Source organism: Clostridium sp. AF32-7AC, assembly GCF_003477925.1.
In the GTDB taxonomy this organism is placed as follows: Bacteria; Bacillota; Clostridia; order Lachnospirales; family Lachnospiraceae; genus Otoolea; species Otoolea fessa.
Window position 1 is genome coordinate 463358 of record NZ_QUEG01000001.1, and the last position, 15534, is coordinate 478891.

Here is a 15534-nt window from a genome sequence, read left to right on the forward strand (position 1 = left end):
TAAAGTGTCGGGTGTGCAGATGGCACACCCGATTTTATGAAAGGAGAGAATGGGATGGCAGAGTACAGATTGGAGATGCGCGGGGTATCGAAAAGCTTCCCTGGCGTAAAAGCTCTGGACAAGATAAACCTCAAAGTACGTCCCGGCACCGTCCATGCACTGATGGGAGAAAACGGCGCTGGTAAATCCACCTTGATGAAATGTCTCTTTGGTATTTATCATATGGATGAAGGTGAGGTATATCTGGATGGAGAAAAAGTGGAGATCCACAATCCGGATGAAGCCCTTCACAGAGGACTGGCCATGGTACATCAGGAGCTGCAGCCGATACCTGAGAGAACGGTAGCAGAGAATATGTACACCGGTCGTTATCCAACCAAGAAATTTGGTCCGATTCAGGTCATCGACCATAAAAAGATGTTTGAAGAGACAGCAAAATGGCTGGACGATGTTAAGATGCCGTATAACCCGAAGGCAAAACTGGGAACCATGTCCATCGCCCAGATGCAGTCTGTCGAGATTGCCAAGGCTGTATCCTTAAATGCCAGAGTTGTAATTCTGGACGAGCCGACTTCCTCCTTGACGGATAATGAGGTAGAGGCGCTTTTCCGCATTGTCCGTGACCTGAAATCACGAGGCGTATCCCTTATCTATATTTCCCATAAGATGGCGGAGATTCGTGAGATTTGTGATGATATTACCATCATGCGAGACGGCACCTATGTTGGTTCCTGGCATATGGACGAGATTTCGGATGATGAGATCGTCAAACAGATGGTTGGTCGTGAGCTGACCAATATCTATCCTCCGAAGAATGATACAAAAGCCGGAGAGGTACTGCTGGATGTCAGAGGATATTCCAGTATCCATGATCGTTCCTTCCAGGATTGCTCCTTCACCCTTAGAAGAGGCGAGATTCTTGGATTCGGCGGCCTGGTAGGTGCTCAGAGAACGGAACTGATGGAAGGTATCTTCGGTATGCGTCATATTAAATCCGGAGAAGTTTATATTAAGGGTAAGAAAATGAACATTAAGCGTCCGCAGGATGCAATCCGGGGCGGTATCGGTATGATTACCGAGGACCGACGCGGAACTGGTATTCTGGGATGTCTGTCCATTGCAGATAATGTATCAATTTCCTCCCTGGATCAGTATTTACACTATGGTATCAAACTGAATAAGAAGAAGATTGAGCAGCTTGTCAAGGATAACGTGGCAAAGCTTTCAATCAAGACGCCGAGCAGTAAGACACTGATTCAGTCACTTTCAGGCGGTAACCAGCAGAAGGTTCTGATTTCCCGCTGGCTGGCCAACAACCCGGATATCCTCATCATGGATGAGCCGACCCGTGGTATCGACGTTGGTGCCAAGTACGAGATCTACCAGATCATGATTGACCTGGCAAAGCAGGGCAAAGGTATCATCATGATTTCATCTGAGATGCCGGAGCTGATTGGTATGTCGAACCGTATCCTTGTCATGTGTAATGGTCACATTACCGGTGAGGTACAGGGTGAGGAAGCAACTCAGGAGCGTATCATGAGCTACGCGACTAAGTTCTAAAGGAGGAAGAGAGAATGGATAAGAAACAACTGAATGTAAAAGATATATTGATCAATAACGGTATCGTTATTCTGATCCTGTTGATGGTTCTCTTTGTTGGTGTAACAAAACAGAACTTCTTCAGCCGTAGCAACTTTAGCAACATTTCCATCAACGTAGCATGCCGTTTCATCATCGCAGTCGGCGTATCCGGCTGTCTGATTACGAAAGGTACCGACCTTTCTGCAGGACGTCTGGTTGGACTTTCTGCCTGCCTGGCAGGTACTCTGCTCCAGAAGAGTGATTACAGCGGACATTTTGAACTTACCAAAGGATTTGGCGAGCAGAACGTATGGCTGATTCTCCTTATCTGTATTGCTATCTGCTGTGTATTTGGTCTTATCAATGGTATCGTAGTTGCTTACCTGAATGTACCGGCTTTCATCGGTACCCTGGGTATGCAGATGATCGTATACGGTATCAACCTGGTTTACACAAAATCCGTTCCGTTAGGCGGTTATCGTCAGGAGTATACCATCATTGCAAATGGTAACTTCTTCGGTATTCCGTACCTGTTCATCATTGCATTTGTCATCGGCGCGATCATGTGGTTCGTATTTAACTACCCCCGCCATGGTAAATATATGTATGCAATCGGCGGCAACGAGGCAGCAGCAGAGGTTGCTGGTGTAAATGTTAAGAAAACCAAGATCATCATCTATGTAACAGCTACTGCACTGTATGCTATCGCAGGTTTCCTTCTGGGAGCTAAATCTGGTGGTGCCGGTGTAAATACCGGTAACGGTTACGAGCTGGAGGCTATTGCAGCTTGTACCATCGGTGGTGTATCTGTAAACGGTGGTATCGGACGTATCTCCGGTGTTATCATCGGTGTACTTGTATTCGAGTTCTTAAAGACCTGCTTACAGTTCCTCGGCATCGACCCGAACTATCAGTATATTGCACAGGGTATCGTTATCGTTGTTGCGATTGCGCTGGATATCCGTAAGTATATTGCGAAGAAGTAATAAGATTAACTGTGTTCTGACGAGAATGTATGTACCATATGAAAAGTCGTCTGAAACCGTACATAAATATAAGTTCGAAAAGAAATCAGAAACTCCCTCTCCATGGATGCATGGCGGGGGAGTTTTTTATAATAGGATAATCCGTTGGAATCTTCTATTATATAAACTGCCGGGCAGGATTTTTTCTTGTATAAATCTGAAAAGTTGTAATCGGCAGGGGGATGGTGGACGAGATGGCGTGCCAGCGCTTGCTTTGACAGTGACGGAAAAATATTTTTGGATTGCCTGAACTTATTTTTATGGATATAATAAGAGAAGAGGCTGTTTCAGAGTGAGCAGCAGAGAAAACAAGCCATATTCTGAAAGGAACAAGGATGAGCGAAAACGAAATGCTGGAAAAGAATGAGACGATAAAAGAAACAGTGAGCGAAAAACTGGAGACGGCGAAAGAAGCGGCAGAGGAGACGGCAGATAAAACTCTGGAGGAACTGGAAGCGGAGAATGAAAAGCTCCGCCGGGAGCTGGAACTCATGAAAGAAAAGACCATCAAAGAGCGCATCTATGACCATGTGCATGTCTCTGTGCGGACGATGGATATTTTTATCGGCGTGATGGTGGTACTGTTTGTGGTGGTTGTGGTGATGGGGATGCTGAATAAGTAGAAAGCAGCCGTGGTTAAAACTGTTTTGAGGATAAATGAGAGGAGGAAGAAAGATGATGTACCCATTTATGACCTTAAATGATGATACGGAAATTACCCATTCTGAAATGCGGGCAGATGGCAGGGTTAAAGTTTATATAGAAACACCCGATGAAAAAGATGGATTTCACAATGCGATATGCTATTTGCCAGATTACAAGTGGGAGAATATAAATGGTTATTCAGATATGGAAATGAGTTATTTCAAGAAACTGATTCGGGAAAATGCACACTTGATTATGGAGTTTTCACAAGAGGGAGGAATTCTGAGTGCCGCAAATTTTTAGGATTGGACCATATATTGTATATTTTTGGTCGAATGAAAATGAGCCGCTGGAACCGGTGCATGTCCATATTGCAGAGGGAAGAGCAACTTCAAATGCGACAAAAGTGTGGATAACCAGTACGGGCAAGGCATTGCTCAGCCACAATTCTTCCAAAATATCAGCCCAAATTTTGAACAGTATGATTCGGGTGATAGAGGCCAACAGTGAAGAAATTATAGAAAAATGGCTTTCTCATTTTGGAGAAATACGGTACTTTTGTTAAGACTTTTTAAGAAATATAAAAAGGACAACTAATTTTATGGAAATCGAACGCAAATATTTAATTAGTCACATTCCATTTGATATAGCCGGATACCCCTTCCACCAGATCGAGCAGGCATATCTAAGCACTGCCCCGGTTGTGCGTGTCCGTCAGGAGGATGACACCTATTATCTGACCTACAAATCCAAAGGACTGATGGCGCGGGAGGAATACAATCTGCCGCTGACGAAGGAATCCTATGAGCATCTCCGCTCGAAGGCTGACGGCAGGATTCTGACGAAAAAGCGTTATCTGATTCCGATGGAAGGAACGGAGTACACGATTGAGCTGGACATTTTTTTAGGTGAATATGAGGGATTGAAGCTGGCGGAGGTTGAATTTCCAAGTGAGGAAGCCGCACATGCCTTTGTGCCGCCGGAATGGTTCGGGCGCGAGGTGACGTTTACGGGCGAGTACCAGAACAGCCGTCTGGCGCTGGCGGAAAACCTGGTATTAAAAACGAAAGAATAAAAACGAAAGAACAATACAAAGGTATATTATTAATGATAAAACAAGTAATGAATTGGATCAAAACGCACCGCTACTGTCTGGCAGGACTCTATATGCTGGTGTTTCTGTCAGGATTTTTTCTGCTGGAGCTGCATGAACCATCGGATGTTCATATTATACACTGTGCGGTCGATGACCTGATACCGTTTAATGAATGGTTTGTACTGCCGTATTTTCTGTGGTACGCGTGGGTGCCGGTGTTTATGCTTTATTTTATGATCAAGGATCGGGAGGCATATCTGCGGCTTTGTTTTGTGATGTTTGCAGGAGCAACCTTTTGCTTATTTGTCTACCTGCTGGCACCAAACGGTTTAAATCTGCGGCAGGAGATCACATCACAGAATTTCTGCGCGCAGATTGTGCGGTTTCTGCGGAGGGTGGATCCGCCGAACAATGTCTGCCCGTCGATCCATGTATCGAGCACTGTGGCGGTGCATCTGACGATCTGCCACGCGGCAAGTGTGCGGAACAAGAAACCGATCCGTACACTTTCGTGGATTGTCACGATTCTGATTTGTCTTTCAACCATGTTCATCAAACAGCATTCGCTGGTCGATGTGCTCTGTGGCTGGATTTTGAGCCTGATTCTTGACGAGGCAGTGAATGTGTGGGTGCTAGTAAAGGCATTTTCAAAAGGAAAAGCTGGAAAAACAACGAATGCGGTTCATGAAGAATAAAAAAGTGAACGAATTGAACAGTTGCAATGATTTTCTGATATCTAAAAAGAAAAAATGATTACTTTGTGGAAAATAAAAAAATTAATATAAAAAGTCTTATAAAAATAAAGAACAGGAGGAAATAATCATGGCTGTAGTATACGCATTTTTAGCAGATGGACTGGAAGAAGTGGAATGTCTGGCGACGGCAGACGTGCTGATCCGCGCGGGTGTGAAGGTAAAACTGGTTTCGATTACGGGTAAAAAAGAGGTGAAGGGCGCACATGGATTTGGCATTCATGCAGACACCCTGCTGCATGAGATTGATCCGATGAAAGCGGATCTTCTGTTCCTTCCGGGCGGTATGCCGGGAACGAAAAATCTGATGGCGTGCAAACCGCTCTGCGATGCACTGGTGCAGTCAGATGCTGCTGGAAAGCGCCTGGCAGCGATCTGTGCGGCTCCGAGCATTCTGGGGCAGCTGGGGCTTTTGAAGGACAGGAAGGCAACCTGCTATCCGGGCTTTGAGGATGCCCTGACCGGTGCGAAGCTGACGGGTGCGGGCGTTGTGACGGACGGCAATATCACAACGGCGCGTGGACTTGGATATGCGCTGGATCTGGGAATTGAGCTGGCATCGCTCTTAGTCGATCGCCCGGTAGCATTACAGGTCAAAGATTCAATTCAGTATGACCAGGTGTAGTTTCAACTAAAAAACACACAGAAAATACATCAAAAATGGCATAAAACCCACCTAAAACCACTCATAAACCCGCAAAAAGTGAACGCAAAATTATATTTTCCGCTAGTATTTAGCACGCAGATATGCTATAATGCTATCTTGAAGTGTAACGCCCGGTAGAATGGCGGTTCACATATAGAAGCAAGGAGGACCCCTTAAAATGAGTTTACAGGTAGAAAAATTAGAGAAGAACATGGCAAAGCTGACCATCGAAGTTCCGGCTGAAGAGTTTGATGCAGCAATCAAAAATGCGTACAACAAGAACAAAAACAAATTCAGCATCCCGGGATTCCGTAAAGGTAAAGCACCGTTAGCTATGCTGGAGAAGATGTATGGCGCTGGCATTTTCTATGAGGATGCAGCAAACGAAGTGATCGACTCATCTTATCCGAAGGCAGCAGAGGAGAGCAAGGAAGAGATTGTTTCCACTCCGGAGATCAAAGTAACTCAGATCGAAAAAGGTAAGGCATTCATCTACGAGGCAACCGTAGCTCTGAAACCAGAAGTAACTCTGGGCGAGTACAAAGGCGTAGAAGTTAAGAAGGCAGAAGCTGTTGTGACAGACGAGGATGTAGAGAACGAGCTGACTGCAGCACGTAAGAAAAACGGCAGACTGATCGACGTAGAAGACGGCGCAATCGAGGACGGCGACAACACGATCATCGACTTCACCGGCTACATTGATGACAAGACATTTGACGGCGGCGCTGGTACAGATTATCCGCTGGTAATCGGTTCCCATTCCTTCATCGAGGGCTTTGAGGATCAGTTAATCGGCAAGAAAAAAGGCGAGACCTGTGACGTAAACGTTACTTTCCCGGCTGAGTACCATGCAGATGAGCTGGCTGGCAAACCGGCTAAGTTCGTTGTAACCATCAAAGAAGTTAAGAGAAACGAGCTTCCGGAGCTGAACGATGAGTTCGCAAGCGAAGTATCTGATTTCGATACTCTGGATGAGTACAAAGCAGACATCCGCAAGAAACTGCAGGAGAAGAAAGAGCAGGATGCTAAAGTAGAGAACGAGAACAACGTAATCGAGAAAGTAATTGAGAATGCTCAGATGGAACTGCCGCAGCCGATGGTTGACACTCAGGCAAGAGAGATGGTAGAGAATTACGCTCGTCGTCTGCAGAGCCAGGGCTTAAACATCAACGATTACATGAAATATACCGGCATGACACCGGAGAAGCTGATGGAGCAGATGCGTCCGGAAGCAGAGAAGAGAATCAAGACCAGACTGGTTCTTGAGAAAGTAGTTGAAGTTGAGAACGTAGAAGTTTCCGATGAGAAGCTTGACGAGCAGATCAACGAGATCGCAGCATCCTACAAACTGGAAGGCGCTAAGCTGAAAGAAATGATGGGTGAGCGCGAGAAAGAGCAGATCCGTGAGGACCTGAAAGTTCAGGCAGCGATCGATTTACTGGTAGAGCAGGCAAAGCTTGCTTAATCAAACCGATAAAAGCGAATACTGAAATAAGGCAGAATTCTATGGTGTCCTAAGGCATCATAGAATTTTGTATTACTGTTCACAGGCAGGCACTTTTGGAACCGAAAGTGCCGTGCGATAACATAGTAGCAGCAGATTTTGCTGATTTGTAATGCGAAGCATCAGCAAAATCCTGTTACAGTTTGCACGCGTGTGAACTATAACAATTTTTGCCATAAACATTCATTCTCAATTATAGGAGGAAGAATCATGAGTTTAGTACCTTATGTCCTTGAATCCACCAGCCGCGGCGAGCGGACGTATGACATTTACTCCCGTTTGCTTAAAGATCGTATCATTTTCCTGGGAGAGGAAGTAAATGATGTGACAGCCAGCCTGGTTGTAGCACAGCTTCTGTTTCTGGAGGCAGAGGATCCGAATAAGGATATCAGCTTATATATCAACAGCCCGGGCGGTTCTGTTACCGCAGGTATGGCGATCTATGACACGATGAATTATATCAAATGTGATGTATCTACCATCTGTCTGGGTATGGCAGCCAGCATGGGCGCATTCCTGCTTTCCGGCGGTACCAAAGGAAAGAGATATGCACTTCCGAACGCAGAAGTGATGATTCACCAGCCATCCGGCGGCGCGAGAGGACAGGCAACCGAGATCCAGATCGTAGCGGAGAATATTCTTCGTACCAAGAAGAAATTAAATGAGATTCTGGCAGCCAATACAGGCCAGCCGTATGACGTGATCGTGCGTGATACAGAGCGTGATAATTACATGACAGCAGAGCAGGCGAAAGAGTATGGTCTGATTGATTGTGTCATTACCAACCACTAATTAGATTTCTGGATGGAATAATAGAAAGGAACAAGGTGGAAGTATGCCAGGCAGAACAGACGACAAAATACGCTGCTCATTTTGCGGCAAGACACAGGATCAGGTTAGAAAACTGATCGCTGGCACAGATAATGTATATATCTGCGATGACTGTATCGAACTCTGCTCGGAGATTCTGGAAGAGGAATTTGCCGATCAGGAAAAAGGACCGGATTTCAGCGGAATCAACCTGCTGAAGCCGAAGGAAATCAAAGAATTTCTCGATGAGTATGTCATCGGACAGGACGACGCCAAGAAGGTGCTCTCCGTAGCGGTTTATAACCATTACAAGAGAGTTATGTCCAAGTCCACGCAGGATGTAGAGCTTCAGAAGAGCAACATCCTGATGCTCGGACCGACCGGTTCCGGTAAGACATACCTGGCGCAGACGCTGGCGAAGATCTTAAATGTACCGTTTGCCATCGCGGATGCGACCACTCTGACCGAGGCTGGATATGTCGGCGAGGATGTAGAGAACATTCTCTTGAAGATCATCCAGGCGGCTGATTACGACGTCAGCAAGGCAGAGTACGGCATCATTTATATTGATGAGATTGATAAAATTACGAAGAAGTCTGAAAATGTATCTATCACCCGCGATGTATCGGGCGAGGGTGTACAGCAGGCGCTTTTAAAGATTCTGGAAGGAACCATTGCCAGTGTTCCGCCGCAGGGCGGCAGAAAGCATCCGCAGCAGGAACTGATTCAGATCGATACGACCAACATCCTGTTCATCTGCGGCGGTGCATTTGACGGTCTGGAGAAGATCATCGACAGCCGTTTAGGTGCCGGTTCCATCGGATTTAACTCCGATATTGTGGATCGCAAGCATCAGGATATCGATGAGCTTCTGAAACAGGTAATGCCGCAGGATCTGACGAAGTTTGGTCTGATTCCGGAGTTTATCGGTCGTGTGCCAATCACGGTATCGCTCCAGACGCTCAATGAGGAGGCGCTGGTCCGCATTTTAAGAGAGCCGAAGAATGCACTGATCAAGCAGTATCAGGCGCTTCTCGATCTGGACGGCGTGAAGCTGGAGTTCACGGATGATGCGCTGATGGCGATCGCCCACATGGCAGTCGAGAGAAAGACGGGAGCCAGAGGACTTCGTTCTATCATGGAGTCCCTGATGATGGATACCATGTATGAGATTCCGTCCGATTCCACGATCGGCATCTGCACGATTACCAAAGACGTAGTCGAGGGAAAGAGTGCGCCGGAGCTGGTATATCGCGACAATACGGTGCCCCGCAAGTCTTTTACAGGACGTTCTAAGAAAGACAGAACCGGCGAGATTGCGTAAATGTAAAGGAAAATAAATGCAGCAGCTTGAGAATGGCGGCTGTTAATGGGGTCTGTGAGATGGCGAACTGCCATAGGCAGACCCCTGTTTTTCTTTTCACAGGAAATAACGATACGTTTGATTAAGAAAGATAAAGGTGTTATGGAAGATAAGAAACTGACAATGCCGATGATCGCGCTGCGCGGACTGACCGTGCTGCCGCAGATGACGGTAAATTTCGATATCATCCGGGATAAATCCATCGCGGCGGTGGAGCAGGCGATGGTGGGCGATCAGCGAGTATTTCTGGCGACGCAGAAGCAGCCGGATGAGGTGATCCCGGATATTGACGGGATTTTTCAGGTAGGAACGATTGGCTACGTGAAACAGCTTGTCAAGATGCCGGGCGGCATGGTGCGCGTCACGGTGGAAGGGCAGGAGAGAGCCGAGCTTCTGGAGATGGAGAAGGGCGAGGCATGCTGCACTGCGATCGTGGAGATTCTGGATCCGGTCGAGGACGATCTGGACACGATTCAGAAAGAGGCGATGCTCCGGATCCTGAAAGAAAAGCTGGAAGAATACGGAAAATTAAATGTGGCAGCGGGACGTGAAGTATTAAGTCCGTTGATCGCACAGCCAGATCTGACCGAATTAATGAACCAGATATCAGCCCAGTTCCCGTGGAACTATGAAGCGCGCCAGTCGGTACTGGAATGCCGGACGCTGACGGAGATGTATGAGACAGAGCTGCAGCTTCTGCTGACGGAATTAGAGGTTTACCGCGTGAAACGCGAGTTTCAGACGAAGGTAAAGGCGGCGCTGGATAAAAATCAGCGTGATTATATTCTGCGGGAGCAGCTGCGTGTGATCCGGGAGGAGCTGGGAGAGGAAAATCCGGTTTCTGATGCGGACGAGATGAAGGAACAGTTGAAGAAGATCAAAGCCAGCGTGGAAGTAAAGGAGCGGATCCGCAAGGAGATCAACCGTTTCCAGAATATGCCGGCTGGCAGCCAGGATGCGAATGTGATCCGGACATATCTGGAAACGGTGCTGGAACTGCCGTGGAACAAAATGACGAAGGATAACGCGAGCCTGAAGCATGCGGAAGAGATTCTGGAAGCCGACCATTATGGTCTGGAAAAGGTCAAAGAGCGCGTGCTGGAATACCTGGCAGTCCGCATCCTGACGAAGAAGGGCACCAGCCCGATCCTTTGCCTGGTGGGACCGCCTGGAACCGGTAAAACTTCGATCGCCCGCTCGATTGCGAAGGCGATGGGACGCAAATATGTCCGCATCAGCCTGGGCGGCGTGCGCGACGAGGCGGAGATCCGCGGTCACAGAAAGACCTACGTCGGCGCGATGCCGGGACGCATCGTGGAAGGGCTCAAGCAGGCAGGGGTTGCCAATCCGCTGATGCTGCTGGATGAGATCGACAAAGTCAGCAGCGATTATAAGGGAGATACATCCTCGGCGCTCTTAGAGGTGCTGGACAGCGAGCAGAATGTGAAATTCCGCGACCATTATGTGGAGATCCCGATTGACCTGTCGGAGGTATTATTTATCGCGACGGCGAATACAACGCAGACGATCCCTGGACCGCTGCTGGACCGTATGGAGCTGATTGAAGTCAATAGTTACACGGAAAATGAAAAATATCACATTGCAAAAGACTATCTGATTCCGAAACAGTTGGAGAAGAATGGCCTTTCGAAGGAACAGTTAAATATCACGGGTTCGGCGCTGGAGAAAATGATTCACAGCTACACCAGGGAAGCTGGAGTCAGGAATCTGGAGCGCCGGGTTGGCGATATCTGCCGCAAGGCAGCCAGAGAGGTGCTGGAGAAGAAGAAACCGTCGATCCGCGTGACAGAGCGGAATCTGGATCATTATCTGGGACGCGAGAAAGTCTTCTTCGATGCAGCCGGAAATGAGGCACAGGTCGGTATCGTGCGCGGTCTGGCGTGGACGAGCGTCGGCGGCGATACACTGCAGATCGAGGTCAATGTCATGCCGGGCAAAGGCGTGCTGCAGATGACGGGTCAGATGGGCGATGTTATGAAGGAGTCGGCGCAGATTGCACTGACCTATGTGCGTTCGGTTGCATCTGATTACGGCGTGAAGGAGAACTATTTCGAGAAACACGATATTCACCTGCATATCCCGGAGGGCGCGGTGCCGAAGGATGGTCCATCGGCCGGAATCACGATGGCAACGGCGATGCTGTCGGCGGTGACAGGACGGAAGGTACTGCCGCGTGTGGCGATGACCGGCGAGGTAACGCTGCGCGGTCATGTGCTGATGATCGGCGGTCTGAAAGAAAAACTGCTCGCAGCCCGCATGGCGCAGGTGGAAAAGGTACTGGTACCGGCGAAAAATCAGCCGGATGTCAAGGAACTTTCGAAGGAAATCACGAAAGGAATGGAGATCGTATACATCAAGGAGATGAACGAAGTCATCCGAGAGGCATTTGTACCGGAGAAATAGCGGTTTAGTAGGAGAAAAAATATGATTATAAAAGATGTAAATCTGGAAACCGTCTGCGGTATCACCAGTAAGCTGCCGGCAAATACACAGCCTGAATTCGCGTTTGCAGGCAAATCAAACGTCGGCAAATCGTCCCTGATCAATGCGCTGATGAACCGCCGATCCTATGCGAGAACATCCTCGCAGCCGGGCAAGACCCAGACGATCAATTTTTACCATATCAACGACGCGTTTTACTACGTCGATCTGCCAGGCTACGGCTACGCGCGCGCGAGCGTTGAGGTCAAGGCAAAGTGGGGCAAGATGATTGAGAATTATCTGCACAAATCGCAGATGCTTCGCTGCGTCTTCCTGCTGATTGATATCCGTCATGAGCCGTCTTCAAACGACAAACTCATGTACGACTGGATCGTTTCCCAGGGCTTCCAGCCGATCCTGATTGCGACCAAGGCTGACAAGATCAAGCGCAGCCAGCTCCAGAAACAGTTAAAGATTCTCAGAACAGGTCTGGGAGTCGGCACCGAAGTGATGATGATTCCGTTCTCCGCCGAGACAAAACAGGGCAGAGAAGAGATCTGGAACTATCTGGAGACGGAGATCTGGAAGGTGGAACATCCGGGGGAATAGATGCCGGTGGGTAACTGTTCACAGGTAGGAATTTTCTGAACTGAAAATTCCGTACGATACAGTTCCGGCAGCAGATTTTGCCGATTTGGAATGCGTAGCATCGGCAAAATCCCGTTGCTGAGCACACGTGTGTGAACAGTAACGCCGGTGGAGAGTGCGGACGGCGAGAAATAGAATAGAGTTTTAGAAAAATTCGAAAAATAAACGTATAAACTGCGGTATCTGACCGGATATCAGGCGGCGCCTATCCTTGCGGGCGATGTCAAATATCTGGGCTGGGTGGCGCAGTTTTTTGTTTCACAGGAAATTGCGTCCTATGAAACAAAAAAGCGTTAGGTTTTTTTGAGAGAATAAAATATATATTTCTGGAAAATATAAAAATTGAGGTAACTGTTCAGTAGGTCTGCGCATTTACTGCGTTTTAATGGATTTTTGCGCGTGACTGTGAAGGTACTGAACAGTTACGAATTGAGAAAAATAATAAGGCTATCTTGAAGTAAAAAGTGATAGGATGGAATTTAAGCCTTATGGTGGTGCGGGTTGTGATTGAGTTGTGAGATAGAAGGGAGCAGCCATGTTTGAAAATCGGACGGATCTGGCGTTGGAGGAGAGAGAAAGTTTTGAGGGGAATGGGGGCGAAATCGGCGGTGTGGCGCTGCGGGAATGGCGCTGTCATGGCAGTTCGATCCGGATGACGGAAGTCTCGATTTTGAACGAAAAAGGTGCGGAATCAATGGGAAAGCCGATGGGAACCTACCTGACGATGGAAGATCCGGGTCTGTCGGAGACAGAGGATGTATACTGTGAGGCGGCTGCCGGGGAGTTAGGACGGCAGCTGGCGTCCCTGATCCGGAAAAACTGTGCTTCAACCATGGCCGGACTTTCGATTCTGGTAGCGGGACTGGGAAACCGGCAGGTGACGCCGGATTCGCTGGGACCGCGCGTGGTGGATGGGCTTTCGATGAACCGCCATCTGCGGACGGAGCCAGGCAGAAGAAATGGCACATACCTCTATACGGCTGAGAAAGCGGGGCGGACGGTGCATCCGGTTCTCAGCGGTATCCATCCGGGGGTGATGGCACAGACAGGGATGGAGACGGCAGAAATTGTCCGCGGCGTCGTGCGGGAGAGCCGCCCGGATCTGGTGATCGCGGTCGACGCGCTGGCGGCGCGAAACGTCCACCGTCTGGCAAGCACCATTCAGCTGACGGATACAGGAATTCATCCGGGTTCCGGCGTCGGCAACCACCGCCGGGGAATGACGCGGGAAAATCTCGGCGTGCCGGTAATCGCGATCGGCGTTCCGACGGTTGTGGGCGCGGCGGCGATCGTTCACGGGACGGTCAATGCGTTAGTGCGGACACTAACCGCCTCAAAAGAGGGCAGCCGGTTCGGTGAATACATCCGGGAACTGGATTCGGACAGCCAGTATGAGCTGATCCGGGAACTTCTGGAACCTGAATTTGGAGCGATGTTTGTGACCCCGCAGGACATGGACGAGCGTATCTGCAAGCTGAGCGCAGCAATCGCCGAGGGGATCCGGCGGGCAGTGGAACGGCTGGAGGAAGAAAGATAACACTGAAAAAAATGCCAGATTGAAAAACAGAACCAAACAGGAAACTACACTTTGCTAATCGCATAGGATAGAACAGGAAAGAAGGGAGATGAATGCGGTGCGGTGGTGGCAGAGGGCAGCCGGGCTCCTGATGGTTCTGTTTTTGCTGACAGTCGGCTGGAAGATGCGTGCATTCATCTGGACAGCTGTGCAGAATGCGGTGGTAAGGTCCTGGTATCCGGTCTGGGGGACTAATTTGCGGGATATACCAGATTCGGAGGAGGGGAAAAGGCATAGACTTGCCGGGTGGAAGAAACAGACGCAGGGAGAAGCCGATCCGTCCTATTATAAATATCTGGAAGAACAGGAAGTCCGGCAGGAGTATATGGATTTCCTGGCACAGTTTTCCGGGAGTAGGCTGGTGGATGGAACTTTACTTGGAAAATGGAACGGGCTTGTTCATGGAAGTGGGAGACAGGGCGGCGGAGAGACAGACGAAGAGAGGCTGTATAGTGCTGGAAAGAATGGAGAAAAGACAGAGAGGGCAAATCCTGCCGCACTGGTGGACAGCCCGCGTCTGCGGAAAAAGCTGGAAGATTATGATTATCTGATCCAGCATTTTTTTACAATCCACCCGACGGCATCGATTGACCGGAGCCTGATGAACGCAGAGACATTTTTATCGATGGATCTGACAATCAGGAAGGACGAGGCGGACGGACCACAGATCTTGATTTATCATACCCATTCGCAGGAAAATTATAGAGATTATGCGGGAAGCGACGGAAAGGGAGCGGTGGTGTCTCTGGGGGAAGAGCTGGCAAAACGGCTGCGGGCGAAAGGATATCAGGTCTGGCACGATACAACTGCCTATGATATGAAGTCGGGGCATCTAGACCGGAGCCGTGCCTATACATATGCCTGCGAGGGTGTCACGAACCTTTTGCAGAAATACCCGTCGATTCAGGTGATTTTAGATGTGCACCGGGACGGTGTCAGCGAGCAGACGCATCTAGTCACGCAGATAGAAGGGAAACCAACGGCACAGATCATGTTTTTCAACGGTACCAGCGAGACGCCGGACGGACCGATCGAGTATCTGGCAAATCCCTGCCGGAAGGAAAATCTGGCGTTCAGTTTTCAGATGAAGTGGAATGCCGATCAGATATATCCTGGGTTTACGCGGACGATTTATTTAAAGGGGCTTCGTTACAATCTGCATCTACGCCCGCGCTCGGCGTTGATCGAAGTCGGAGCACAGACGAATACATATGAAGAGGCGGTCAATGCGATGGATCCGCTGGCGCAGCTTCTGGATCAGGTGCTGACAGGCTAATGGCAAGGCTTTTAGTCAAGGCTTTTTCTATTTCAGGACTTGCGGCGTACCTGAAAAAATGGTATATTCATTTAGATCAGGTGTTATTTATTATAAAAGATGATTTTAAATAAAAAATAAGATATCGCAGCAAACATGTTGCTGCCAAACAAAGTGATACAGAGAGA

General features: G+C 48.6%; 15 protein-coding genes. All 15 read left to right on the forward strand.

Annotated elements, in window-relative coordinates; translation table 11 throughout:
- Positions 1-54 precede the first annotated feature (54 nt).
- The 15 genes from DWZ45_RS02165 (at position 55) to spoIIP (ending at position 15367) form a co-directional block, all read left to right on the forward strand.
- Complete coding sequence (locus DWZ45_RS02165; protein WP_107001613.1) at positions 55-1563, forward strand: sugar ABC transporter ATP-binding protein; 1509 nt, start codon at positions 55-57, stop codon at positions 1561-1563.
- A 14-nt stretch (positions 1564-1577) separates the two neighbouring features.
- Positions 1578-2570, forward strand: a complete 993-nt coding sequence (locus tag DWZ45_RS02170) for a beta-methylgalactoside transporter (RefSeq protein ID WP_118467390.1) — start codon at positions 1578-1580, stop codon at positions 2568-2570.
- A 374-nt stretch (positions 2571-2944) separates the two neighbouring features.
- Positions 2945-3232 carry a hypothetical protein gene (locus DWZ45_RS02175; RefSeq protein ID WP_227589388.1) on the forward strand — a complete coding sequence of 96 codons (288 nt, stop codon included), beginning with the start codon at positions 2945-2947 and terminating at the stop codon, positions 3230-3232.
- Positions 3233-3284: 52 nt separating this feature from the next.
- On the forward strand, positions 3285-3557 hold the full coding sequence (locus DWZ45_RS02180) for a hypothetical protein (RefSeq protein ID WP_107001611.1): 273 nt from the start codon (positions 3285-3287) through the stop codon (positions 3555-3557).
- On the forward strand, positions 3541-3819 hold the full coding sequence (locus tag DWZ45_RS02185) for a DUF4160 domain-containing protein (RefSeq protein WP_107001610.1): 279 nt from the start codon (positions 3541-3543) through the stop codon (positions 3817-3819). Before DWZ45_RS02180 ends, DWZ45_RS02185 begins: the two co-directional genes overlap by 17 nt.
- A 36-nt stretch (positions 3820-3855) precedes the next feature.
- On the forward strand, positions 3856-4329 hold the full coding sequence (locus DWZ45_RS02190) for a CYTH domain-containing protein (protein WP_118467392.1): 474 nt from the start codon (positions 3856-3858) through the stop codon (positions 4327-4329).
- A gap of 47 nt (positions 4330-4376) precedes the next feature.
- Complete coding sequence (locus DWZ45_RS02195) at positions 4377-5045, forward strand: phosphatase PAP2 family protein (RefSeq protein WP_182426615.1); 669 nt, start codon at positions 4377-4379, stop codon at positions 5043-5045.
- Between the two features lie 127 nt (positions 5046-5172).
- On the forward strand, positions 5173-5727 hold the full coding sequence (locus tag DWZ45_RS02200) for a DJ-1 family glyoxalase III (RefSeq protein WP_118467396.1): 555 nt from the start codon (positions 5173-5175) through the stop codon (positions 5725-5727).
- Between the two features lie 199 nt (positions 5728-5926).
- Positions 5927-7213, forward strand: a complete 1287-nt coding sequence (gene tig, locus DWZ45_RS02205) for a trigger factor (protein WP_118467398.1) — start codon at positions 5927-5929, stop codon at positions 7211-7213.
- 249 nt (positions 7214-7462) lie between these two features.
- A complete protein-coding gene (gene clpP, locus DWZ45_RS02210; protein WP_022359226.1) occupies positions 7463-8044 on the forward strand; it encodes an ATP-dependent Clp endopeptidase proteolytic subunit ClpP in 582 nt (193 codons plus the stop codon).
- A 43-nt stretch (positions 8045-8087) separates the two neighbouring features.
- On the forward strand, positions 8088-9386 hold the full coding sequence (gene clpX, locus DWZ45_RS02215; protein WP_117795072.1) for an ATP-dependent Clp protease ATP-binding subunit ClpX: 1299 nt from the start codon (positions 8088-8090) through the stop codon (positions 9384-9386).
- A 141-nt stretch (positions 9387-9527) separates the two neighbouring features.
- The gene (lon, locus tag DWZ45_RS02220; RefSeq protein ID WP_118467770.1) at positions 9528-11849 is read left to right on the forward strand and encodes an endopeptidase La; all 2322 of its coding nucleotides are present in this window, start codon (positions 9528-9530) and stop codon (positions 11847-11849) included.
- 21 nt (positions 11850-11870) lie between these two features.
- Entirely contained in the window at positions 11871-12476 is a 606-nt protein-coding gene (gene yihA / locus DWZ45_RS02225) for a ribosome biogenesis GTP-binding protein YihA/YsxC (RefSeq protein ID WP_107001606.1), read from the forward strand.
- Between the two features lie 574 nt (positions 12477-13050).
- Positions 13051-14052 carry a GPR endopeptidase gene (gene gpr, locus DWZ45_RS02230; protein ID WP_107001605.1) on the forward strand — a complete coding sequence of 334 codons (1002 nt, stop codon included), beginning with the start codon at positions 13051-13053 and terminating at the stop codon, positions 14050-14052.
- Positions 14053-14140: 88 nt separating this feature from the next.
- Positions 14141-15367, forward strand: a complete 1227-nt coding sequence (spoIIP, locus tag DWZ45_RS02235; protein WP_117795076.1) for a stage II sporulation protein P — start codon at positions 14141-14143, stop codon at positions 15365-15367.
- Positions 15368-15534 lie beyond the last annotated feature (167 nt).

Coding starts and splice junctions, on each gene's coding strand:
- DWZ45_RS02200 (WP_118467396.1), top strand. CDS start 5,173: ATGGCTGTAGTATACGCATTTTTAGCAGATGGACTGGAAGAAGTGGAA.
- lon (WP_118467770.1), top strand. CDS start 9,528: ATGGAAGATAAGAAACTGACAATGCCGATGATCGCGCTGCGCGGACTG.
- DWZ45_RS02170 (WP_118467390.1), top strand. CDS start 1,578: ATGGATAAGAAACAACTGAATGTAAAAGATATATTGATCAATAACGGT.
- gpr (WP_107001605.1), top strand. CDS start 13,051: ATGTTTGAAAATCGGACGGATCTGGCGTTGGAGGAGAGAGAAAGTTTT.
- clpP (WP_022359226.1), top strand. CDS start 7,463: ATGAGTTTAGTACCTTATGTCCTTGAATCCACCAGCCGCGGCGAGCGG.
- DWZ45_RS02190 (WP_118467392.1), top strand. CDS start 3,856: ATGGAAATCGAACGCAAATATTTAATTAGTCACATTCCATTTGATATA.
- spoIIP (WP_117795076.1), top strand. CDS start 14,141: ATGAATGCGGTGCGGTGGTGGCAGAGGGCAGCCGGGCTCCTGATGGTT.
- DWZ45_RS02195 (WP_182426615.1), top strand. CDS start 4,377: ATGAATTGGATCAAAACGCACCGCTACTGTCTGGCAGGACTCTATATG.
- yihA (WP_107001606.1), top strand. CDS start 11,871: ATGATTATAAAAGATGTAAATCTGGAAACCGTCTGCGGTATCACCAGT.
- DWZ45_RS02175 (WP_227589388.1), top strand. CDS start 2,945: ATGAGCGAAAACGAAATGCTGGAAAAGAATGAGACGATAAAAGAAACA.
- tig (WP_118467398.1), top strand. CDS start 5,927: ATGAGTTTACAGGTAGAAAAATTAGAGAAGAACATGGCAAAGCTGACC.
- DWZ45_RS02180 (WP_107001611.1), top strand. CDS start 3,285: ATGATGTACCCATTTATGACCTTAAATGATGATACGGAAATTACCCAT.
- clpX (WP_117795072.1), top strand. CDS start 8,088: ATGCCAGGCAGAACAGACGACAAAATACGCTGCTCATTTTGCGGCAAG.
- DWZ45_RS02165 (WP_107001613.1), top strand. CDS start 55: ATGGCAGAGTACAGATTGGAGATGCGCGGGGTATCGAAAAGCTTCCCT.